At 32.9% G+C, this 24,500-nt stretch carries 24 protein-coding genes; 19 read left to right on the forward strand and 5 right to left on the reverse strand.

The window, feature by feature from the left end; translation table 11 throughout:
* Nucleotides 1–88 precede the first annotated feature (88 nt).
* Nucleotides 89–1,117 carry a YncE family protein gene (locus SLH52_RS13030; RefSeq protein ID WP_320209711.1) on the reverse strand — a complete coding sequence of 343 codons (1,029 nt, stop codon included), beginning with the start codon at nt 1,115–1,117 and terminating at the stop codon, nt 89–91.
* Between the two features lie 387 nt (nt 1,118–1,504).
* On the opposite strand from SLH52_RS13030, the gene SLH52_RS13035 reads away from it, so the two are divergent.
* The gene (locus SLH52_RS13035; RefSeq protein ID WP_320209712.1) at nt 1,505–1,867 is read left to right on the forward strand and encodes a hypothetical protein; all 363 of its coding nucleotides are present in this window, start codon (nt 1,505–1,507) and stop codon (nt 1,865–1,867) included.
* A 213-nt stretch (nt 1,868–2,080) separates the two neighbouring features.
* On the opposite strand, the gene SLH52_RS13040 is transcribed toward SLH52_RS13035, so the two are convergent.
* Together SLH52_RS13040 and SLH52_RS13045 are read right to left on the reverse strand one after the other, a co-directional pair.
* Entirely contained in the window at nt 2,081–3,115 is a 1,035-nt protein-coding gene (locus SLH52_RS13040) for a beta-propeller fold lactonase family protein (protein ID WP_320209713.1), read from the reverse strand.
* Nucleotides 3,116–3,984: 869 nt separating this feature from the next.
* A complete protein-coding gene (locus SLH52_RS13045; RefSeq protein ID WP_320209714.1) occupies nt 3,985–5,061 on the reverse strand; it encodes a glycosyltransferase in 1,077 nt (358 codons plus the stop codon).
* Nucleotides 5,062–5,482: 421 nt separating this feature from the next.
* On the opposite strand from SLH52_RS13045, the gene SLH52_RS13050 reads away from it, so the two are divergent.
* From SLH52_RS13050 to SLH52_RS13120, 17 genes are all read left to right on the forward strand, one after another.
* A complete protein-coding gene (locus SLH52_RS13050; RefSeq protein ID WP_320209715.1) occupies nt 5,483–6,025 on the forward strand; it encodes a hypothetical protein in 543 nt (180 codons plus the stop codon).
* A gap of 761 nt (nt 6,026–6,786) precedes the next feature.
* A complete protein-coding gene (locus SLH52_RS13055; RefSeq protein ID WP_320209716.1) occupies nt 6,787–7,311 on the forward strand; it encodes a hypothetical protein in 525 nt (174 codons plus the stop codon).
* Between the two features lie 1,223 nt (nt 7,312–8,534).
* A complete protein-coding gene (locus tag SLH52_RS23395; RefSeq protein WP_413785529.1) occupies nt 8,535–8,738 on the forward strand; it encodes a hypothetical protein in 204 nt (67 codons plus the stop codon).
* Nucleotides 8,739–9,471: 733 nt separating this feature from the next.
* On the forward strand, nt 9,472–9,927 hold the full coding sequence (locus tag SLH52_RS13060; protein ID WP_320209717.1) for a nucleoside deaminase: 456 nt from the start codon (nt 9,472–9,474) through the stop codon (nt 9,925–9,927).
* A 210-nt stretch (nt 9,928–10,137) separates the two neighbouring features.
* Nucleotides 10,138–10,338, forward strand: a complete 201-nt coding sequence (locus SLH52_RS13065; protein ID WP_320209718.1) for a hypothetical protein — start codon at nt 10,138–10,140, stop codon at nt 10,336–10,338.
* Between the two features lie 445 nt (nt 10,339–10,783).
* Nucleotides 10,784–10,972 (forward strand): hypothetical protein, encoded by a 189-nt coding sequence (locus SLH52_RS23400; protein ID WP_413785524.1) that lies wholly within the window; start codon nt 10,784–10,786, stop codon nt 10,970–10,972.
* A gap of 40 nt (nt 10,973–11,012) precedes the next feature.
* Nucleotides 11,013–11,273, forward strand: coding sequence for a hypothetical protein (locus SLH52_RS13070; protein ID WP_320209719.1), 261 nt, complete (start codon nt 11,013–11,015; stop codon nt 11,271–11,273).
* A 490-nt stretch (nt 11,274–11,763) separates the two neighbouring features.
* On the forward strand, nt 11,764–12,798 hold the full coding sequence (locus SLH52_RS13075; protein ID WP_320209720.1) for an alpha/beta hydrolase: 1,035 nt from the start codon (nt 11,764–11,766) through the stop codon (nt 12,796–12,798).
* A gap of 609 nt (nt 12,799–13,407) precedes the next feature.
* Nucleotides 13,408–14,232 carry a pyrroline-5-carboxylate reductase gene (gene proC / locus SLH52_RS13080; protein WP_320209721.1) on the forward strand — a complete coding sequence of 275 codons (825 nt, stop codon included), beginning with the start codon at nt 13,408–13,410 and terminating at the stop codon, nt 14,230–14,232.
* A 69-nt stretch (nt 14,233–14,301) separates the two neighbouring features.
* Nucleotides 14,302–14,430, forward strand: coding sequence for a hypothetical protein (locus SLH52_RS13085; RefSeq protein ID WP_320209722.1), 129 nt, complete (start codon nt 14,302–14,304; stop codon nt 14,428–14,430).
* Between the two features lie 121 nt (nt 14,431–14,551).
* Nucleotides 14,552–14,953: a hypothetical protein gene (locus SLH52_RS13090; RefSeq protein WP_320209723.1), complete on the forward strand. Its 402-nt coding sequence runs from the start codon at nt 14,552–14,554 to the stop codon at nt 14,951–14,953.
* 248 nt (nt 14,954–15,201) lie between these two features.
* Nucleotides 15,202–15,396 (forward strand): hypothetical protein, encoded by a 195-nt coding sequence (locus SLH52_RS13095; RefSeq protein WP_320209724.1) that lies wholly within the window; start codon nt 15,202–15,204, stop codon nt 15,394–15,396.
* A 27-nt stretch (nt 15,397–15,423) separates the two neighbouring features.
* Complete coding sequence (locus tag SLH52_RS13100; RefSeq protein WP_320209725.1) at nt 15,424–15,990, forward strand: AAA family ATPase; 567 nt, start codon at nt 15,424–15,426, stop codon at nt 15,988–15,990.
* Between the two features lie 767 nt (nt 15,991–16,757).
* Nucleotides 16,758–17,693, forward strand: coding sequence for a metal ABC transporter solute-binding protein, Zn/Mn family (locus SLH52_RS13105; protein WP_320209726.1), 936 nt, complete (start codon nt 16,758–16,760; stop codon nt 17,691–17,693).
* 20 nt (nt 17,694–17,713) lie between these two features.
* On the forward strand, nt 17,714–18,460 hold the full coding sequence (locus SLH52_RS13110) for a metal ABC transporter ATP-binding protein (protein ID WP_320209727.1): 747 nt from the start codon (nt 17,714–17,716) through the stop codon (nt 18,458–18,460).
* 12 nt (nt 18,461–18,472) lie between these two features.
* Complete coding sequence (locus SLH52_RS13115) at nt 18,473–19,855, forward strand: iron chelate uptake ABC transporter family permease subunit (protein ID WP_320209728.1); 1,383 nt, start codon at nt 18,473–18,475, stop codon at nt 19,853–19,855.
* Nucleotides 19,852–20,736, forward strand: a complete 885-nt coding sequence (locus SLH52_RS13120; RefSeq protein ID WP_320209729.1) for a metal ABC transporter permease — start codon at nt 19,852–19,854, stop codon at nt 20,734–20,736. Before SLH52_RS13115 ends, SLH52_RS13120 begins: the two co-directional genes overlap by 4 nt.
* 590 nt (nt 20,737–21,326) lie before the next feature.
* Here the strand turns inward: SLH52_RS13120 and SLH52_RS13125 are convergent.
* Together SLH52_RS13125 and SLH52_RS13130 are read right to left on the reverse strand one after the other, a co-directional pair.
* Nucleotides 21,327–21,773, reverse strand: a complete 447-nt coding sequence (locus SLH52_RS13125) for a GNAT family N-acetyltransferase (RefSeq protein WP_320209730.1) — start codon at nt 21,771–21,773, stop codon at nt 21,327–21,329.
* A 218-nt stretch (nt 21,774–21,991) separates the two neighbouring features.
* Nucleotides 21,992–23,305: an MATE family efflux transporter gene (locus SLH52_RS13130; RefSeq protein WP_320209731.1), complete on the reverse strand. Its 1,314-nt coding sequence runs from the start codon at nt 23,303–23,305 to the stop codon at nt 21,992–21,994.
* A 107-nt stretch (nt 23,306–23,412) separates the two neighbouring features.
* On the opposite strand from SLH52_RS13130, the gene SLH52_RS13135 reads away from it, so the two are divergent.
* Entirely contained in the window at nt 23,413–24,117 is a 705-nt protein-coding gene (locus SLH52_RS13135) for a MerR family transcriptional regulator (RefSeq protein ID WP_320209732.1), read from the forward strand.
* The last annotated feature ends 383 nt before the right edge of the window (nt 24,118–24,500 follow it).

Genomic DNA, 24,500 nt, shown 5'->3' on the forward strand with positions numbered 1-24,500 from the left:
ATGTTTAATAACACTTAGTAATTATAAGTTATTTCTAATTTGTTGATGGTTAGTAAACATAATGTAACTTATACCTGTTATTTATTAACTATGCTTCATCGGATAGCTCGACGACGTAGGCTAATTTATCGTCAGGTGTGAAGGAAATAAAACCAGATAATTCATTAAAAGGCATGTCAATGGTGGCAATAATTGCATGTGTCTTAGTATCAATAACAGAAACGGATTTACCTCTACTATTACTTACGTAGGCTAACTTGCCATCAGAAGTAAAGACGACAAATATCGGTTCGGTACCAACAGGTATTGTAGCAATAACAGAATGAGTTTTGACACTAATAACAGAAACAATACCAGTAAATTTACTTACAACATAAGCAAAATTGCCATCAGGAGTAAAAGCAACATCGGTTTGATCACCATCGATTTGAACAGTAGCAATAACAGAATGAGTTTTAACATCAATGACATAAAGATTTTTATTAATGTTAGAAATAGCAATATAAGCTATTTTTCCATTGGGAGTAAAAGCAACTACATTCGGTTGCACACCAACAGTGGTAGTAGCAATAACAGAATGAGTAGTTACATTAATAACGGAAACTGTATTAGAATCACGAATAGTCACGTATGCTAGTTTTCCATCAGGAGTGAAAGTAACATCAATAGGAATGTCACCAATAGATACAGAAGAAATAATAGAATGTGTGCTAACATCCATGACAGTAATGGTGCCGGCAGGATTAGAGTTAACAATGTAAGCTAATTTCCCATCTGGAGAGAAAACAATACCTTCAGGTAGTTCATCGGTTAAAACTGTAGAAATAAGAGAATGAGTTTTCAAGTTAATAACAGAAAGAGTATTATCGTCACGATTAATAACATAAACCAGTTTTCCATCTGTAGTGATAGCTACTTCTACAGGTATACTACCGATTGCAATGGAAGCAATAATAGAATGAGTGTTTGTATCTATAGCTGAAACAGAATTTGAATTAGAGCCATTAGCCACATAAAAATTTTTACCGTCAGGTGTAAAGGCAGATGAAGAATTAAACCCCGTTGGTATTGTAGTTATCAAACTATGGGTTTTTACATCAATTACAGCGGTTGTCAAAATAAAATCACCTCAATAAATTAATTCGTATAACAAAAATATGTAAAAATAACTCGTTTGATACAACGTTTTTAATAAACTAAAGATTATTGTGTTTGATAAGGGGATGTTCAGATGATAAAAGAAGGTGAAGTTTATCAAGCTAAATGTCCATCATGTACATACACTTTAAAGTAATAAAAGATTCGGATATCGGCGAATAAAATTTGTTTATAGCTATACTGAAGTAAGGGTTTTGTAAAAAGCGATAAACTGTTTATTAGGGGATTCATCAAAAGGAGGAAAACAACAATTATTTTATAAATAAAGGTAATTATGATGAATTTATGGAAGTTATAAAACAGCTAAATGAGTTAGTAAACTAATTATTAAAGGAGGAATTGAACTATGAGTTCAGAAAGTCATGTTCTGACGCAAAAACAAATTGCAGAGTCGTTTTCTAATGGTAATTTTGAGCCTACTTTTCCATTTCTATCAAAAGTAATTGAATGGAATATCGTAGGTGACAAAACCTTGGTAGGTAGGGAAGCTGTAATAGAAGAATGCAAGCAAACTTCAAATTATTTCAAAACGATTACCACTAAATTCACTACATTAAATGTAATTTTCGAAAAAAATTGCGTTGCAGTGAATGGAACAGCTGAATTTATTCGTAATGGTGAACAATTATCTTTTGTTTCAGCCTGTGATGTCTATATTTTTAATGAGAAAAATGAACTGCAAAGAATCGATTCTTATTGTATCATATGAGACGGTTTGACTTCTCCTGTTTATACTGAAAAATAATGAAATCCCATCTTCTACAGAAGTGGGATTTTTAAAATTCTATACTAAGGATAACCAGCCACGTGCTATAAGAATTAGCTAAGGCCTTGTGGATAAAGACGTGAATGATTATTAGTCATAAGTCTTATTTTGTATTTTGTTTTTAAAAAATCAAGTGGAAAAAACAATAGCATTTAATTAAGAGGAACCCTCAACTACATAAGCCAGTTTTCCATCGGGAGTAAAGGCGACAACACCTGGATTTTCTCCAACCTGAATAGTAGTAATCACACTATGCGTTGTTACATCAATGACCGACACAGTACCAGGATCATCGTCCCGGTTGATTATATAAGCAAGTTTACCGTCGGGTGTAAAAGCGATAACACCAGGTTCATCCCCTACCCTCACTGTAGCAATCACACTATGAGTTTTCACATCAATGACAGACACAGAGCCAGGTTCATCCTCTCGATTGGCCACATAAGCCAGTTTACCGTCGGGCGTAAGGGTGACAGTTCTAGGTTCTTCTCCCACTAGCACAGTAGCAATTACACTTTGGTTTTTTACATCAATGACTGAAACAGAGTTCTCATCCCTGCTTGTCACATAAGCCAGTTTTCCATCGGGCGTGAAGACTAAATCTCTAGGGTCTCCTCCAACCTGTACAGTAGCAATTACCCTATGCGTATTCACATCAATGACTGAAATAAGCCCAGGATCTTCTCGACGGTTAGTCACAAAAATGAGTTTTCCATCAGGTGTAAAGGTGACAGTTCTTGGATCGTTCTTCACAGTTATAGTTGCAATCACGCTGTGAGTTTTGACATCAATGACAGAAACAGAGTCCGCGCCTAAGTTAGCCACATAAGCCAGTTTTCCATCAGGAGTGAAGGCGACATCTCTAGGGTCTTCTCCAACCTGTACAGTAGCAATCACACTATGTGTTTTCACATCAATGACAGAAACAGAGTTTCCCCTCTCATTAATTACATAAGCCAGTTTTCCATCAGGTGAAAAGTCGACTAGTTCTGGATTTTCTCCAACCTGTACAGTAGCAATTACACTATGTGTTTTCACATCAATGACAGAAACAGTTTCTACATCATTATTAGCTATATAAGCCAGTTTTCCATCAGGAGTAAAGATAGGTTGGGCAGATACAACATTATCTCCAACGGGTATAGTAGTGATCACGTTATGTGTTTTGACATCAATTACCGTTGTCGTCAAAAAACCGCCTCTTTCTCATCGAGTATACTTTCTATATAGATATGAAAAAGTTAGTGTGGGTGATACTTTTTATGAATAGTAAACTCGGTGGTGCCAACATACAAGATAGCCATTAAAGGTGCATTGGAATGTGCATGAATTACCGCTTCAATAAACAAAAATATTGATCCATTATTTTATCGTAAAAGAGGGATTTAAATGTTAATTTTACATAGTAGACACTTTATAGGGTTATTAATAATACTAGTAATTCTAATATTGGTAGTATCTTTTCTAATTATTTCATTAGGTTATTTTAATAGTAAGGAAATAAGTTTACTGACTTCAAAGTGCTATGAATCTGGTGGAGAGGTGGTACTAGAGATACACGAATACATAACAAGTAGTTATTCTTTTGAATGTAAAAAATAAAGTGCTAACGGTTATACAATCAGGAGAATTAATTGAATTGTAAAAATAGAATTATTAAAAAAACACTATAGAAAAAACGTGTAACAGTAGAATCAATAGGGAGAGATGACATAAAGTATCATAGAAAAGATTTTTTAGTGTTAGCGGGATTTTTCTTTTTTCCATTACTTTTGTTAATAGAAAGATCATTAATAATTGAAATGAGAGACCTAAATGTCAACCGGCCAGAAATAGATACAAACAAAAAGTGAACATCCAGGAAATTAGTAGCTCTCCAGTTTGGTTGACTCAATGATTAGTGAGTCGATTAGTTCCAGTTCTTCAGTGTGAAAAATTGAAACTTTTTTAATTATCACAATGAGACATCTACTTTGCGATTAATACTAGTTTTGATCCCTTACCTTAAAAGTGAAATTTGTTCTTTCTCCGAAAAAAAGAACAATCGTTGGCATACCCCTTTACATATTCAAGTCATGAAAGAACTGATTGTTTGATTTTACTACAGAACTATCAGGAGTATATTTTGCTGCTAAATCGTTATGGAACTTTGCTTTTGAATAATCTTTCAAAAAAATATAACAGCTGCATAACTCAAGGTGAGGAGCCCATGTGTAACAAGGTTCTTGAAAAAAAGTAATATTATCATCCAAATCTGTCATCTCAAGCTTGGTGGCTACTTTATACCAACTGATTGCTTGTGTAATTTGCTTGTTTTCTTTAAAGCAATATGCTAACCTACAACAAATTTCAGCTCTTGGAGAACCCATCTTAAAAGATGTTAAACAATACTCAATTGCTTTATCATATTGTTTAAGATTAATATAGGTATCTACAAGCCTCCAAATGGCAAAGTTACGAAATTCTTTATCTTGGTTTTTCAAAGTTAAAAAGGTGTCATACAATTCAATAGCTTTCTCATAATTTTTATGATCAAAGCACTCATTTGCATAAAGGAATATATCCCTTGGAGGCAACGTCTTTTGTGCGGCAAGTACTTTTTCATAAATTTTTATGTTTCGTTCAGACCTTGGTCGAACTCTTTTATGCTTTATGACTATATCTGTTTTGAAGACTTTACCTGAAACTTTAAGTTCCTCATGAACGTATCCATGCCATTTAAATTTACATTCCTTCTTCACTATACGATTTCGATAGAGTGTTAAGAGAGGTCTCCCGTCTTTGTCAAAGTTATATTCGTAAGGCATCATGATTGCATCAGGATTAAGATCAAGAAGGTTCTGCTTTACCTCAGCAATCTTGCGTTGACTATCAATTGGTACGATATCATCCGCATCAAGCCACATAATGTAATCCTTAGTAGCTTTGGAGAACGAGTAATTTCTAGCTTTTGAAAAATCATCTATCCATTCAAAGTCATATACTTTATCAGTATACATCTTTGCTATTTCCTTCGTTCGATCTGATGACCCAGTATCAATAATAATAATTTCATCCATTAATTTAGCTATTGAGGATAAACAATTATCTAATACTTCTTCTTCATTTTTAACAATCATACAAAGACTAATTTCCATACCCCACCTCAATTTAGACCTTATGGTAAAGTTGTAACTTAAATGATACTTCTTATTAACTTATGGTTTACATAAGAAAGAGTTACAAAAATGGAGTTAAATCGAGAATGAAAGTGGACTTCTCTAAACCTCACGTACATTCGTACGTACGCTTAGAAAGTTTTAAGCAAACAAACATATATACAGAGTGAAATAGTTTAATTTAACTTTAATATTAGAAATTCAAACTATTGAATTAAGGATTTAATTGAAACGTATAAACCATTTTCAAACTTGGTTTAATAGAGGATATTAAATTCTTGGAAATGTACAATTATCATAGACAACTGTATATTTTAGTCAAGAAATATATGATTGTCTCACCTTCTAAAGAAAAGAAACATATATATAAAATAAACAATTATAGGGGATGATCTTACTAATGAAAGAAAAAGAGTGTAAATGTAGAGTTGTCCCACTACCACCAAAGGGACCACAAGGACCTCCTGGAAAACCTGGACCACAGGGGCCAGCAGGACCGATGGGGATGCAAGGACCAACAGGAATACCCGGACAGGAAGTAATGAAGATCTATTTAGGTGCACAAAGTGTTGATCTTACTACCGAAAACAATTTTGTAGGGCGAGGCACCTCTGGTAATTTAGATCAAAATAATGTGGTGATACTACAGGATGCAACCATTACCGATTTGATTTTTAGTACCCGGGATAATAGTATATCAAGTCAACAGTCAGTAATGTGTGAGATTGTTACAAGTAGTCTTTGTGGTGCCTCACCAGAAGGTTCAAATATTGTAGCAACGGTAAGTGGTCCAAGTCCAGGATCACTAAATTGTTGCGGCACTGCAACGGGTAGTTTCTCTGTTTCCGAATGTGACCTATTAGCTGTAAGGATTACTGCCACCGATAGTAATCAAACACTAGAAAATGGTGTTGCAGCCACCATTCGTCTTACAATCCCATAAAAAGCACATAAAGTAGGGGTAGTCCATCTGTTTCTACTTTATGTGCTTTTGAATTTTTGTATACTATGTATATGAAATTCATCTAGTTTAGATAATAGAAGCTATTGGAACCAAAATCTTTCAACAAGTCTTTTAACCTAAAGAGAATCGGTTTTAATACAAGAACGGTGATCATTGGTGTTTCATTACAAAATCAAACTTATTAATATAAAATCATTAATATATAGCTAACCTATTTGTCAGACAAATAATAGAGAATAATCACTAAAAATACTGCTTATTCTTCAACAATTTACGCATATATCATAGATATGCGTCTTTTTCATTTTAGAATCGCTTTATTGAATAAGAGAAGGAATTATTAGAAGGTGAATCGAACATTTTAAGTTTTCTGATTGCAATTATATTGTGGATTATTGTGGCTCTTATAAAGTAAACGTTATTGGAATTGTGATGAATAACCAATTTTTTTATTGAATGCACCACCAACTTAGGAAAACATTTTTCACAAATACCTGTATAGGATCCCATCAAAGTATGACTATTACCCCTGATGGGAAATATATTTGCTTACCTAATATAAATTTGGACTCAGTGTCTGTAATAGAACAAAAACTAACGCTCTAGTCGCAAGGGTTGAAGGGACTTGTTATATTTTACATACAATGTTTAAAGTTGTGACTAACTATAAACGCTAGTCCAAGCAAATATTAACAAAATATCATAAAAATAAATAGAATAATATATTGGAGGTGAAAAAGATGTATGGTAAGGACAAGGATTGTAAATGTAGGGTAGTTCCACCACCACCTCAAGGGCCACAGGGACCTCCTGGAAAACCAGGACCTCCAGGGCCCCCAGGACCACCTGGATCAACTAGTTTAATTACTACCGTTAAGCAGTGTGTAGGCTTCGAATTACCAACTGCACCTATACCTTTTCCTTTTGATGTGGAAATCAGGAATGTTATGGGAACCCCCATGTTTCAATTTTTTAACTTCTCAGTAATACAGTTAGATGGTGCAAATTATGGTTTCTTATCAGATAATGGTGCCCCTAGGCTTGCTGCAAATGGTGTTATTATGAATTATAACACTCCAGGCGTATTCGCTGGAATGGTCTCCGTAAATGGTCCTGCTGGTGTAATTTCTATAGAAAACCCGGGCAACAATTATCAGCTTTCATTTTCAACACAGGTAATGTTGCAATCAGGTCAATCAGTAGAATTTGTAATACGTCAAAACGGTATGGCAATTCCTGAATCAGAAATCCAAGTTACTATTTAGTAAGCTGAGAAGTAATTCACACACATACTACTCATGTCTTTTCTTGAGGCGTGAGTTTTTTGCTTTTTGTATATTAATGAATATAAAATTCAAATCTAGTTTACATAATAGCAGCTAGAACCAATCAATTTATACAAATGTTGATATAATAGCACTCATTTAAAGTTGGAATTTATGTAATATGAATGGTTGTGTATATTGTTTATATATCATGATTCCTTTTATAACAAATAAACTTATTTCCTCGTTTTCTTGTATAAAAACGTTATTGTTAAATTGGGTAGTATTTAACACAAGTTGTGTTGTGTTTAATAATTAAATGTTATTCAATACTATGGAGGGTGTCTGTAAAAAGAGACGTGTCCTTTCTTTTCAAAAAGGGTCGATTCAACTTAATAAACCTGAATTGTTACTGTAATTTGTATTATTTTAGTCTGCGGGCTGAAGATTCGGAGTATTATAGGAAGTATAATATTTGGAGGAGGCGAATTTTATGGACGGGGATATTTTCTACATATTATCCATTATTGTTTATTGTTACTATAATGTTTGCTTTTATTGCTGTTTTTCAGGTGTTACTTGCACTAGGGGTACCGTTAGGCGAATTTGCGATGGGTGGATATTATAAAGTTCTACCTAAAAAATTACGTATTATAAGTTTCATAAATGCTATTATTCTTTTGTTTATGGGAGTTGTTTTTTTACAGCATACTAACTTCTTAAATATATTTAATTTTTTACCTACAAATATTTTAGTTTGGGTAATAACAGTTTATTTGGGCTTAAATACGATAAAAAATCTAATATCCAAAAGTAAAAAAGAAAGATATGTAATGACACCTTTATCGAGTATTGCATTTATATTATGTTTAATGATTTCTTTATCATAAGGTAGATCTATTCAACAATCGGGCTCAAGAATGTAGTACTATTTTAACTATTGTAAACTAATTGCATAAAAAATAGATAACCAGAAATGACCGCCTGACCTCATAATGCGATGAGACGCTTTTCAGTAATGATACTGAAAAGCGTCTTTATTTGTTAACTTCTTTCCTCGCTCTTAATTCTATAGTGTAAAATTAGTAGGAGAAATGTGTGTAAATAGGAAAAAATGAAATATTTAAAGTGTATATATTGTGGTGGTATGATGAACTAATTTTACGTTTCTAAAACAACTAATTGATATAAGAGTAGATGATATCTCTTTATTGTTAGATTCTTTGTCTGTATGGAACAAAACGGATTCCTTTTTTAGAAGGAGATTTGATTTAAATAAGATTGGAGTTATAGGACACTCATTGGGCGGAGCAACAATATATGACCTGGCTAGTAGAGATGCACGAATTAAAGCAGGAATAATACTGGGTGGTCGTTTGCATTTAATCTCTCATTATAAAATGGGTAAACCCTTCATATCAATTTGACATGAAAACTCATCCTATGAGCAGATGAAACAAATGTGGAGTAAAGAGGTTGCAGAAGCATATAGTAATGGGCAACAATTATTATATGGTGCATAATCAGGAAATAAATTATTTCTTAAAGAAAAGGTTCAGATCACATGTCATTTACTGATGTACCAATAATTTTTAGCAATAATGGATAATCTAGATGAGTCAATAAAAGTGCTTCACGATACAATAAATGATATAATTATTGCTTTCTTTAAAGAATTTTTAAGTTGTAAAGATACTTCTTTTTCTGAGTTGATTAATAGTAAAACGCCAAATATAAACGTAATCGATTGTAAAGGGGAAATAGTGTGATACAAAGTTGATTGTAATACAAAAACCCACATTGTTTTGTAGTTACATTTAATCATTAAATGTGCTTTTCTAAAAAAAGTGCTGTACAATTCGTGGGTTGATCTTCCGCAATCTGGTGCATTTAAATTCTTGTCTTTTGGAAGGGACCATAGATGCTAATAATGATATTTATAATGATTCATAGCTTTCATATTACAGAAACCCTAAATAAGGGAAGTGGAGTGTGTGAAATTGGTGAAAAGACAAGAGCTTGAAGAAATATATAATTCTAATCTTTGTATCAATACTTAGTTACTTTAAAATTTCTTTCAATAAATCTTAAGTAAACATTGAAGTTAGTAAGCATAATAAAAACAATAAGTTCTATTCATTTGTATGGAGGTTTAATAAAATGACGAGAAATGATGAATATTTTATGAAACAAGCACTGGATATCGCTTTTCAAGCTAGAACGGCAGGAAATGAACCTTTTGGAGCTATATTAGTAAAAGGTGATGAAGTAGTGATGATTGGGGAAAACAAAATTAATACTTTGTGTGATCCAACTTACCATGCTGAAATTGGACTTATTAGAAAATTTTGTTCTGAACATAATATTTTTGAACTAAGTCAATATAGTCTTTATACTAGTTGTGAACCTTGTGTAATGTGCTCAGGAGCTATGGTTTGGTCCAATCTCGGAAAAATAGTATACAGTGTATCTCACGATCAATTAGCAAAAATAGCAGGTAGTAACATTATGATATCATGCAAAGAAGTATTTGAAAAAAGTCCTCAAAAACCAGTAGTGGTAGAGAAAGTACTAAATGAAGAGGGATTAAAAGTATTTGAAGGATATAAATTTTAAATCAGAAACATCTAGAAGGAAGATATTAGAGTGACCGACCTCAAAATATGGATTTGTTTTCTACACAATTGCATTATTGGTTTGTTGTTGTATGACTTTACTGATACTAGGGATTATGGGTGGCAAATGACAATCTTATTGTTAGGGCAGCTGTTTGTAAAAAATTACAGCAATGTATTATAATCCTTCCTTGATAAAGGGGAATTTGTTATGTTCTTAAAAGAATTTTTTGATAAAGAATTACAATGTACAAACTGTGATCGTACTCTTAGTTCAGGTGATGAGATATTTATTAGTCTCACATTACCAAATGAGCGTAAGATGCCTATTGGAGTTTTGGATAAAGTGTTAAGTAAGCATTCAAATAAAGTACATTGTAAAACCTGCTATGAAAGAATAAAGCTATCTTAGTTATAAATAATTAATTCTTCTAAATCACTTCATAAAAACCCATTTAAAATACGTCAACTAAAAATAACTGAGCTTCTTCTTTATAACGAAAAAAGTCCATTTTCTCTTTTTTTATACTGAGAGGTTGGGCTTTTTAATATTGTAATTTTCTTAACGTTGTATAGCCACTTTTCCTGACCCTACTCATAGTATGTAGCAACTATATTTCGATTACTATGTAAAGAAGATAACTATTAATGCAGGGAAACATGGAAGATTCTAGAATAGATAATTATTAACAATAGTATAAAAGAGGTGAAAAGATGGATACCGAATTACTAAAAGAAAGGGTTGAAACGATCATTTCTTGCATTAAACAGACAGGTGGAGAAGTTCAGGTGTTGTTATAGATGAACCATCTTCTCTTGAACAAATTATCCAAACAGAGGAGCAGCTTGGTGTTAAATTGCCTAGAAGCTTTAAGAAAGTTCTTATGGAGTGTTTAGGTAATTATAGCTTACGTTGGTTTTTACGAGACGATATGGAACAACCATGTGAATTTATGGATATTTTTTGTAGAACACCTAACTGGAGTTTAGAATTTTTGTCTCCTGATCCTGAGGATGATATGATGCTGTATGGCATAATAAATTAGCATTCTGGAGGTCGGAAATGGTGATTATTTAGCATTTGATATGAAAGACGATATTGATGAATCATTTATCTCAGGGCATGAAGATGGAGAAGGGCATGGTTATAAGCTAGCTGATAATGTCATTGAATTTATTGAGAGTTGGTCAAGGTTAGGTTTTGTAGTGTGTGAGGATGCTCAATTCTTACCGTTCACAACAAACCCTATTAGTGATATAAATGCAGTAAGAGGGTTTAGAGCTTGGTTGGGACTAGATGCTCCAACGGGCATTGAAAGAAAATATAAACCAACGCCGAGTTTATGAGTCTATATAATTCCTTGGTAGCCTTTTTTATATACAATAATATTAAATTTTATAGGAAATCAAATAATACATACTGTTACGCCCAACGTCAAAGCTTATCGAATAAAAGAGCTCATTAGTATTTTAAGGGAGATAATACTAGGAAATAGCAGGGCAGTCTAGGTCAAAAAACAAAATAAAATTAACTGAAAATTCTGTTTTGTATGCAATGCTAGTTATTCTTTTTAGTATCAATATTAAGGAGTGGAGTGGGAATATTGATTGGGGAGTTACAAGTATTATGATAATTTGGAACTATATGATTCTGTAATCGAAGAAATAAGTATTAGCCATCGAAAGAAGAGTGTTATAAGGAAAAAATTACTTATTAGTATTTTTTGAAATTGTACATAGGAGCTTTTTCTTAACGGATTGTGAAACAAATCAGGTTCAGAAAAGTAATAATAAGCTATAGAAAAATAGTAGATTAGTTAAGGGAGATGTAATAAATTTGGAAATTAAATATAGTAATGTTACTAAGAATTTTAGAAGGTTAAAATTAATAGGTATAGCTTTGATTACTATTATTCTACTTACATTGGTGTCTGGTTTTTTGTATGAACATATCAGTTACAAAAATGTTAAAACCAACTTTCCTCCAGATGGAAAAATGATAGATGTCGGAGGTCGAGATATACATGTGAATATTCAAGGGGAAAAAACGAATCTGCCACCTGTTGTTATTGAAGCAGGAGCTGGTTCATGGTCCGATGATTGGTCATACGTCCAGAAAGAGCTATCAAAGCATACCGAAGTAATTACTTATGACCGAGCAGGGCTTGGGTGGAGTGAGCCACCTCCAAATGGATATAGTATCGATACCACAATTAATGATTTAAGTAAAATTCTCGAATATTCTAATATTGACACCCCTGTAATATTAGTGGGGCATTCCCTTGGAGGACTTTATACTCGTCTCTTTACAGATAAGTATCCAGATAAGGTTTCAGGCTTAGTTCTTGTTGATGCACGAAATGAATATTTTACAGAAAAAGCTACTACATTTAATGATGTGTATTTTGAGTCACAAGACCAAGCAATATATCGTATATTATCGCAATTTGGAATTATACGCCTATTTGGGGAGGGAATGCTTGGCGATGCAATTCCCGATTACCTTTCAGCAGAAAAGCAGGTCAATGTTCAATATGACTCTGATTTTTTCAAAATAACCGATGAAGAATTCAAACAATTAAGATCATTAGAGAAGCTATTGAAGGATACTCAACACCTAGATGATAAGCCCCTACTAATTATTACACTAAGTGATACTGATAGAGAAATGATATTAGGTACAATGGGATTAGGATTTTCAGAAGAAGAGGCAATTTTCATCGATCAGCAATGGAAAGATGCTCAAAAACAACAAGCCGATATAACCAACAATAGTGAGCTTATTTTAGTCCCAAATAGCGGTCACAATATGATGTTTGACCAACCTGATGCAATTATTGAAGCTATTTTGAAAATGGCTGGTGAATTATAAACACTACAAAGGAGTGAGCTTAATTAAATACACAGATTTAATGTGATATACTCCGTAACAGCTCTCTTTAATAGGTTAATAAAAGTAGCCGTTCCATATAGGGATGGCTTTTTCATTCCGTAAATTCTGTTGAGTTGTTAATAAAAAGAAATATCATTGGTAGACTTTAAATTTTGAAGATCTGTTTTTTATTTTAGCCTGTTTTCTTATAGAATGTTGTTTTTTATACAAAAAAATAAACACGTATACAACTAGGTTTCGGGGCATCTTTACTTTTATAAAACGATGACTGATGAGTAAAACGACGTTTTTATCTATAAAGTTTACGAAAAGAACCTTAATTTATATAGAAATTTAATACATTTATATGGCATGTAGGTGATATAGAGCGTTTACAATATATGTTTGGTAGGATGTTGAAGCATTTGCTAGCAATTGTAAGAATCGCTCATATGAGTATTAATGATCGTATTCAATTCAATGAGGTTGCTAGTGAGGCGTGTAAATGGTGTTTTCGCAAACTTAAGTAGTTCTGTAGACTATTAACTGTATCTTTAGAAAGAGACCTAAAATAAACATTTTTAATAAAAACTGGAGTGGTAAGAGTAGATGTTACAAAACGAAAAGGTTGCATTTTTAGGTGCTGGTTCAATGGCAGAAGCTATGATATCAGGGCTGATTTATACAAAGAAGATTCCAAATAGCCATATCATTGTAAGTAATCAAAGTAATATGGAAAGACTACGCACACTTGAGGATAGATACGGGATTCGTGGAGATACAAAGGATGATATCAATTTTTCTGAAATAGATTTTTTTGTTTTAGCTATGAAGCCAAAAGATGCGGAATCAGCTCTAACATTTTTAAAGAATAAAATAAAACCGAATCAAGTTATTTTATCAGTAATGGCAGGTATCACAACAACTTTTATAGAGGAACGATTAAATGAAGGACAGCAAGTAATAAGAGTAATGCCAAATACTTCTAGTATGGTAAGAGAATCGGCAACTGGGGTGTCTACTGGATCTAATGTTGAAATGGACAAAGTAATGATAGTAAAGCAAATATTAGAGTGCTTTGGTGAAGTTTACTTTATTGAGGAAGAGAAAATGGATCTATTTACTGGAATTGCCGGCAGTGGTCCAGCTTATTTTTACTATTTAATAGAACAAATTGAACGAGCAGCAGTTGACGGGGGTATAGAAGAAGAAACAGCACGAAAAATTAGTGTTCAAACAATGCTAGGTGCATCTAAAATGATTATGGAACGAGACGAATCTCCATCAAAGTTAAGAGAAAATGTAACATCTCCAAATGGAACAACACAAGCTGGGTTAGATGCGTTACAAAAATTTGGCGGAGGCAAGGCAATTAAGCAAGCAGTCAAAACAGCTGCAAAACGATCAAAGGAAATTAATAAAGAGTATCTATAAATGTAGGAGCAGTTCATCTTTTCATAAACATGGTTCGCAAATTAAAAAAAGTGATACTGAGGTGAATAGATGGCATTTAAAAAGAAATGGGATGAATTATCCGACTCAGAAAAACGAGGATATATTAGAGGATTAAGAATCTTATCATACCTTGTAATCGTAATTGCATTGTGGATTATTGTGACTCTTATTAAGTAAACATATTAAAAACTGTGTTCAATGATAAAACATGAAAAAGTATTGAAGCATCATACACCCAGTCAAGTTATGAATATCGACATAAGATATCATAATAATCTGGGAAGTTGGAGGTTAAATGATGAGTCAATATAAGAAAGTTAGTTCTTGTTGTGGAAGTTCAATTCAAAAAGAAAATAAGTGTGATTGTCCGTGTCAATTAATCGTGGAAGATGCAGTTATAATGTACATGCTACAACAAGGGCAAACAGCTCAATTTTACGATGGTAGGGCAGTAGATCTTCATGGCGAAGTCTGTATCAATTTGGTAGGCAATGTAGTACAAGGAGGAGAATTAGACGTAAATTTTACTACAAACGGTATAGTACAAACCGTAACGCTAGATACAGTTAGTTTTAACAAACTTTTTTCCTTTGAAAACGTAACGAAAGTAGAAGCGACATGTAAAGTGCAAGGGCCAGATGATATGTGTATGGGGGAATTGATTATTGATGGGATGACAGTTCCTTGTAAAACACATTAACTTGAAATTTTTTTCAACATAATAAAATAACATGAGATGGTAAGTGGTAATAGAGGCTTAGCTACTAATGGAATGACAACATGAAAATACTATTCAACTATAGGCGCAAATCTGCAATCTAGATAGGCGTTTTTTTCTTTTTAGGACAAATTGTGGAATAAGGAGTTGTTAAAATATTTAATATTTGAAATAATGTGTAATCAGGGAGCATTATAACAAAGGAAAACTAGTTTATGGAGGCTTAAGTGATGACTGCTGTAGGAATGTTAGGGATGACACTTGATGGAGAATGGCAAGAGAAATATCATTTACCGTTATCTCTAATAGAAAAATTAATAAATGAATTTAATCCTGATGTAATATGTGGTGAAGTTCATACAGACAGTTGGGATCCATACATTAGGGAAGTGCTAAAGGTATTTATGGAGAAGAAAAGAGCCTAATAAAAAGTAAAGAACGTAAGGGGAATTATGAAAAGATTAGCTATTATCACAGTAGGTAAAACTCATAGTGGAAAAACTACATTTGCAAAAGCTTTAGAGAAAAAGTTAAATAATTCTTTTGTAATGGATCAAGATAACCATGCTGAATTTATAAATACATATTACGAGAAGCTACAACCAAAACAAGGACCTAACATTCTAAAGCATTCTATCTCAACCTTAATTGTTAATTATGCCAAAGAACACACGGACTTTCATATTATTTCTTGCAGTGCAAATCGAACTAGAAAAGGGAGAAAGTTTTTGCTGGAGGAAATATATGATAAAGATGAGTTTGTACGTATATTGGTTCATTTTGATATTCCAGATGAAATTCTCTATGACCGTGTTATTCATAGTCAACGAAGTACAAATATATTCAGGGGACCTTATTCAAATTTTAAGGAAGTGCTCTTGAGACAACAGGCTGAATCACAATTAGATGGTGTTGTTGATCCAGAAGAGGGAGATGCAGATCATTTATTTATAATTAAAGATAACAAGGAAGTTGATTCTGTTATTAAAGAAATCGTTCATATTTCTAAATCTTTATGAGTTGTTTCCATTTTAGCATTCAGCAAACGGGGGCTTTTCTTGAAGACTATTTTTATTCTCTCTTTTAAGATTATTATAATTCGAGTCTTCTGCAATATGACGCTAATCTAAAATAAGATTAGCGAATTTTTCTATTATAGCTCAATATTATGGAAGTTTGAAATCTAGAAAGTCTAATAATCATACTGTTTATATGCTTCATTTTGGGAAGAGAGCAATTGAGAAGTTGAATGGAAAAGTTTCAACTTATAAATGTAGATAACCTATCATTTCAATTAAAAGAAAAACATAACTTCGAGTGACAACAATAATGGGAGAAATATTTGATAAACAGGACTCACTGAAACATACGTTTCTGTATTGAAAAGAATAGGATGAAAAAGTTTCTAAAGTTCGTTAGTGGAAAGACAAAACAATATAAAGGAAATCAACAAATGTCTTAACAAGACTATAGGCTTCAATGAACATTTATGAGGATTTGACAATTAATCTGTAATAATCATATGATACAGTTGGATATATGTTGTTAACTGATTAATAATGAATTTCATTATTGACAAATGGGCATATCTTTTGATAAAGTTTCCTTAGGGAAAAACAATTGTCTTTGACTATTTAATTGGCGGTAATGAAAATGTATTTTAAACTTCCTATATTATTGGGCTAATTTAATAAAAATAGCTATAGAACATTATTTTTTTGTTCGAAAGTTGCACTAGTCCAATAAAATAGCGTTAATCAAAAACAGATAAAGCGGAGGGTTTAATATGAAGAAAAAACTAATGTTATTGCTTACTAGTTTGTTAACTTTTATCATCTTAGCTACTGGATGTAGTGATGATACAACACAAACTAATAAATCAGATGGCCTGATTACGGTTACGACGACAATCGGTCAAATCGCAGATATTGTTGAAAATGTAGGCGGTGAGTATGTGGAAGTAACGCCACTTATGGGGCCTGGGATAGATCCTCATTTATTTCAAGCTTCTCAAGGGGATATTAAGAAATTGAGTGAAGCAGATATTATTTTTTATAACGGACTACATTTAGAAGGAAAAATGAACGAAATATTTGAAAAAATGAGAGCTGAAAAGCCTACGTATGCTGTAAGTGAGACAGTTCCTGAAGATATGTTGATAGCAAAACAAGGAGATACAAAAGCTGTAGATCCACATGTTTGGTTTGACACTGACCTTTGGGCATATTCTGTAAAAGCCGTTAGTGAGGGGTTAGCACAGTTGGACCCTGACAATGCGGATACTTATCATGCCAATGCTGAAAAGTATATTGACACTTTAAAAGAAATAAAGGCGTACGCTGAAGAACAGCTTGCTCAAATACCAGAAGAAAGTCGTGTCCTTGTTACAGCTCATGATGCATTTGGCTATTTTGGGGATGCATATGGTATTGAGGTAATGGGTTTACAAGGGTTAAGTACTGATGCAGAGTATGGTCTAAAAGATGTTCAAAATTTAGTAGATTTATTAGTTGATAGAAAAATTAAAGCAGTATTTATTGAGAGTAGTATTTCCGAAAAATCAATTAATGCTGTCGTTGAAGGTGCAAAAGAACAAGAACATGAAGTAACAATTGGGGGATCATTGTATTCAGATGCAATGGGGGAACAAGGAACTGAAGAAGGTACGTATGAAGGAATGTATATGCATAATATTGATACGATTGTTTCAGCGTTGAAATAATGTGTAAAGGAGTATAAATGATGAATCCAGTACAAGTAGAAAACGTCACAGTTGCATATCATCGCAAGCCCGTATTACAAGAAGTGAGCTTCACTGTTCCAGAGGGAAAGCTTATAGGTGTAATCGGTCCTAATGGAGCTGGGAAGTCGACGTTAATTAAAGCAATACTGGGGTTAATTCCTAAGGCAAGTGGAGATGTTCAAATTTATGGAAAGCCGTATAAAGCTCAACGACAGCTTGTAGGGTACGTACCACAAAGAGGCTCTGTTGATTGGGATTTCCCAACAAATGCATTAGATGTAGTTTTAATGGGGAGATACGGTCACGTTGGATGGTTTCGCAGGCCGCATAAGAAGGATGTAGAGTTTGCTCTTTCTTGTCTAGATAAAGTTGGGATGAAGGAGTTTGCTAATAGACAAATTAGTCAGTTATCAGGTGGACAACAGCAACGTGTATTTCTTGCAAGAGCATTGGCACAAGATGCTACAGTATATTTTATGGATGAACCTTTTGTTGGTGTCGACGCAGCTACTGAAAAAGCAATCGTTGCTTTATTGACAGAATTAAAATCACAAGGAAAAACAGTGCTCGTTGTACATCATGATTTACAAACAGTAAAGGAATATTTTGATTGGGTGCTGCTTTTAAACATGAGGAAAATCGCAATTGGTCCTACAGAAGAAGTATTTACAATTGATAATTTACAAAAAACATACGGTGGACGATTGGCATTTCTTGAACACGGAAATGCATTAGTTGAACAATAGGAGTGAAATATTATGTGGGCTACACTCATTAGCACGTTATCAGATGCAAATACTCAATGGGTGTTAATAGGAACCGTTTTATTAGGGATTGCTAGTGGTGTGTTAGGGAGCTTTGCATTACTTCGAAAGCAGAGTTTACTAGGAGATGCGATGGCACATGCTGCTTTACCTGGGATATGTATTGCTTTTTTACTTTACGGTTCAAAGTCAATTGTGTTATTTCTAATCGGTGCAGCAATTTCAGGCTTAATAGCAACTTATTTTATTCAGTCTATAATATCCTTTACGAGAATTAAGGAAGATACAGCGATTGGCTTAATTCTATCTGTGTTTTTTGGTTTTGGAATTGTTTTATTAACATTTATTGCACAAAACAGTTCCGGGAATCAAAGCGGTTTAGACGACTTTATCTTTGGGCAAGCTGCATCGCTAATAGGTACGGATGTAAAAGTTATATCTGGTGTAGCTATAACGATGCTCGTTATTACATTACTATTGTTTAAAGAATTTAAGCTTCTAACATTTGACCCTCAGTTTGCAAAGGGGATTGGATTACCAACGGGTGTATTAAATGCATTACTAATGGTACTAATAGTTGGGGCAGTTGTCATTGGCTTACAAGCAGTTGGAGTTGTCCTCATGGCAGCTATGCTTATTACACCAGCCATAGCGGCGCGATATTGGACAGAGAGGCTTGATTACATGGTCATCATTTCTGGTACAATAGGTGCAGTTTCAGGAATATTAGGCACTTTAATTAGTACGACAACAACAGGTATGCCTACAGGCCCGTTAATCATCGTTGCAGCAACTATCATCTTTCTTGTTTCGATGATTTTTGCACCAAATCGCGGCTTATTAATGAAAGGAATTCGTTTGCTAAAGCTTAGAAAACTCGTAGCGAAGGAAAATATATTACTATCTTTATATGATATTGCTGAAGAAATGATTAATACTGACAATAGTCATTATCTCCGTGCAATTGAAGCAAGAGAGATTAACAAAAAACGGCCTCTATCGAGTCGGCAGTTAAACAAAGTATTATTGAAATTTTCAAAAGAAGGTATTGTGAAAAAAGAACATAATCTTTCATGGCGTTTAACCGAAAAAGGTTTATATGAAGCTTATAATGTAGTATTAAAACATAGATTAATGGAAATTTATTTAATGCACGAGATGAAATTTGCAGCACTTCATGTAAAACATGATAATCATTCATCAATATTAGATTTACCGAAAAATGTAGTTGACGAGTTGAAGCAATTATTAATTCAACACGGAAGGCAACCAAAGCTTGTGCCTAGTTCGGAAGGCAGCTTACACACTGTTTTTAGCCCTACAACAACTGAAACGCATCGACAAAAGGTAAAAGGACATGGAGGGGCAAGCTCATGAGTTATGCAGCTTGGATAATCATTACTGGTTCACTTGTAGGTATTACTTGTGGCATGATCGGATGTTTTTTAATATTGCGTAAAATGGCGATGCTTGCAGATGCAATTAGCCACACAGTTTTATTAGGGATTGTTGGAGCTTATTTAATAAGCAATAGCTTAGACGGGATAAACATGCTAATAGGGGCTGTTATCGTAGGCTTACTTACTGCTTTTTTTGTTCAGCTTCTTGATTCAAGTGGAGTACAATCAGATGCAGCTATAGGTGTAGTCTTTACTTCGTTGTTTGCAGTCGGTGTTATTCTACTCTCATTATACGCTGATAATGTACATCTAGATGTTGATCATGCGTTGATGGGTGAGATCACATTTATCCCATGGGATACAATTGAAATTGCGGGCTACGATTTAGGTCCAAAGGCAGTATGGATGTTAGGTTCTGTACTTGTCATAAACCTCATTTTGATTATTTTATTTTATAAGGAAATAAAAATAGCTTCCTTCGATCCAGAAATGGCGTTAGCATTAGGAATTCCAGTTATGTTTATACACTATTTACTTATGGGGATGGTATCCATTTCGACTGTTGCATCCTTCGATAGTGTAGGGGCAATTCTTGTTGTTGCAATGCTCATCGTACCTGGTGCAACAGCCTATTTATTAACAGAAAGGCTTAGCATCATGCTCGTCATAAGTGCTATTATCGGGGTGTTAGCAGCTGTTCTTGGCTACTATGCAGCCGTCTTATGGAATGTATCAATCGCTGGAGCAATGGCAACAGCTGCTGGGATCATCTTCGCTATTACATTTTTCTTATCACCCAAGCATGGATTACTGTCCAGGTGGTTAGCTAGAAGAAAAGTTACCATTAACGAATTATAATGTCAGTGTCTCTAGCTTTCACTATATAGTGTGTGAAGCAAGAGACACTTTTTTAAATTTCACTGATTAGTATACCATCTCACATATACATCCTTTATTAAAAGATGTGAAAGGTGAGGTAGACCTTAAAATCGACTTAAACAGAAAGGGTTTGAAAATCGAAATTCAAAGATTGTTTGATGAAGCATTATTTAACGAAGGTTCAGGTTATTGGGGGTATAAGAAAATAACGGGGCTTTTTCTTATGCTAGTATCAAGATATAATTTCTTACGTATGAATAAATGTTTAAGAATAAAAGATGAACTTGAAAAAATTAAACAGTAAACTACAAAATTATTGATAATCTCCATTTTTTAAAACACTGACTATTCAACATTTAAGTGAGATTTGAAGTATACATAATTAAAACAATTTTATTTATATATATTAGTATTGTGAAAAAGAATGTTCTACAATTTTACAAATACATATAACCAAATTTTGCGCTTGGTTATATGTATTTGTCGGTTAAGAATTAAAACTTGTAGAACGAAAATAGATTCACTTATTAGGTTAAGGCATGCTAAGTAGATCGTGATATACTTTAACTTTATATATTTTTTTTCATATAAACACGCTTAGCGTCCCGATCAAACTCAATCCAACCTAAATGTAGATAATAAGAAATATTCTCTGTCAATAATACATGAGTTGCTAACCGTATTTCCATATACCCTCTGCTTCTTGCTTCTGTTTCCGCAAATTGTAAAAGACTTCTTCCTAAACCTATTCCTTGATAGTTAGGATGTACTGCCACATTAGCTATAGTAGAATATTCATCCTCAAACAACAAAATCAGACCACCAATTACGTCTTTATCAGATTCTGCTACCCATACCGGATATAATGCTATCTCCTCTTCATAATCAACATTCATCGGTGGAAGTTTCTCTTTGAATCTATTCATGTACACCGAGTAAGATGCATCCATACAGTTTTTAAGATCCTTTGCATCACTAACCTTCGCTTTTCTTATTTTCCACTTATTACTAATCATATTCTTATCTCCCAACTATAATATGTTTGTTTCAGCATTTGCTACAAAAAAACTTTGAATTTGCTTTGTTTTTATATAAAAGTCCCATTCTACGATAAGGTTCCCTCTAGCTTTTAATTATTTAATATCAGTGTTCCTATTCCTTGCTTTTGACCTTCATTAAGAGTATTTGGAATTGCTCTAATTTAAAAAGGGTTATATTTTAAATAAAATTCCAGTTACACCTTTAATTGTGATAGATCTAACTTTTTAAAGTAATAGATAAACCCTATAGTTAACAATATTTCTGGAATTAATAACCCAAGTGTAATTCCGGCCACCTTAAATATACAAATCATAGTATAACTCAATAGAGGAATTAAAATTAATGTTCTTAAAACAGCAACAGCTAATGACTCTAAAGGGCGATTTATTGATGTGAAATAAATGGACGATTGTATTCCTACATTGGATAGTACAGCTGCAAAACCAACTCCTAAATATAAAGTGAAAGCAACTTTATTTAACTGAACATCATTTAATAGAAAAGGTAGTCCAAACCATACGATAGGAATAAGTGCTATATAGAACACAAATGCATATATTGTACTTCTTTTCAAAGAGAAAACAAAAAGTCTTTTTAAATCAATGTATTTTTTTTCTCCCATCAACCTTGAGGTTATAGGCTGTAATCCAGTTTGTGAGCCTAAATATATCTTTGTTATAAATAGTGTAAATATTGATGACGCTGCATATGCCTCAAGATATTCGTTAGGAAGGAATTTTAAGATCGAAATATTTATAATAAAAATCATGATTGATTCGATAAAGACACTGAAAAAGTCACTACTTCCGTTGTATAACACTCTCTTAAGTGCTTTGAAGTTCATCTTAGGAAAACTAATATTTATTGTTTTTGATTTAAATAAGAGATAAAATATATCTGCAATTAAATGGTAACTGTGACTAATAAGTGTAGCTATAGCTAGTCCAATTACACCTTGATTGAAAACTACTACAAAGATAATATTTAAAACAACATTCATGACTAATGTTACAATATTTACTTTAAAATTAAACTTAGGACTTCCATCATTCATTACCAGACTGTCTAAAACTAATGACACCATTTGTGGAAAAAAGGCAATAGATAAATATTTCAAATATTGTGTAGCGATTAGGTGATAATCGCCTGATGCCCCCAATAAACTTGCAACCTTACTGGCATTAGTAGATGTGAAAATGGATAATAATGCTGCTAAGACAGAGAAAATGATGATTATAAAGCTTGCGGTTTGGTTAGCTTTATGAATCTCTTGCTTTCCTATGAGTAATCCAATGTAGGAACCTAATCCAGATGTAAACATAAATGCAAAGGCAAATATGAAAAATAACATTGGGTTTATTAATGTTATCGAAGCGAGAACCGCTGAACTGATAAAAGTTGCTGCTATAATGTGGTCAGCGCTTGATGCAAGAGCCATAACCAATTTTGTCGTTATAACCCTATGTGAATATTCCTTGTAAATTTTTGTGAATTCTTTTTTATTCATTTTTTTCACCTCAAGTAAAACCTTAAGGTGTTGACCAAGTCAACAGTCAACAAAAAAATATATTATAATTTTTCATGGAGGTCGATCTTCTGAATAATAGATATAGAATGGGTCAAATAAGTAAATACGTAGGCATTAGTAAAGATACTATAAGACATTGGCAGAAAAAAGGGATTCTTGATATTAACAAGGATGACAATAATTACAATGTATTTACAGATGAGGACTTTTTCAAAACCTTTAAAATTAATTTATATCGAGAATTAGGTATGAGTATTTCAAATATTAAAGAACTATTGAATAAAGAAGATATTGATGAAAAAAAAGACATCATTAGTCATTATATTAAAGAAATAGATAATGAAATAGAAAAATTGATTAATCAAAGAAATGTGTTAAAGAGGGCAAAAGACTTGCCAACTACTAGAAATGATCACTTTGAAGTTATTAATAAGACATTTAAATTGAAGAAGGTTCATACAAATACTCCCGCAAATTTCTCTGATGGAGATTTTTTGAAGGATAAGCAAATCTTCATAACCGATTTTGGCACAAAGTCTTTAGAGAATCATGATATTTATATTGAAGTTCCTAACAATGCAGATGTTGTTTATGTTGATTCTACTTTTATCCATTTTTACTATCCTAGAGAAAAGCTTGAGGAGAGTAGCAAATTTACGGAGCGTATTAAGATGTTTGCGCTGAAAAACAAGCTTCAATTAATGGGAAAAATTATTGAGGTACACGACCTAAAACAGCTTCTAATTAGTGATGATGATTATATAGAATTTTATGTTGAAGTAAAAGGTTAATTGATCCCATTTTGATAATCGTAAGTGGGGCACATTTATGACAAACGATTAATTTCAATAAGAGCAGAATTTAACAATAATATAAATCTAGGAAGTATAGATTTTAACATAAGTAATGTGTATTTAAGAGAAATTGAAAGTTCTATTGAATTTATAGGTAGCTTTTATAAAATAAAGGGCTTAGTTATTCTTGTGTGAAATATTACTAGTAATATAGTAATCATGATGAAATTTAAAGTTCATACAATGACTAGATCAAAATTGAGATATAGTAGCTCATAGTACTAAATATTAAAACCCTTCATTATCACACGTTTTATTCGTCGAAAATGAAAATATCATTTATAAGGATTTATCATATTAATGAACATATCATTTAAAAA

Source organism: Cytobacillus sp. IB215665 (genome assembly GCF_033963835.1).
Taxonomy (GTDB): Bacteria; Bacillota; Bacilli; order Bacillales; family SM2101; genus Nanhaiella.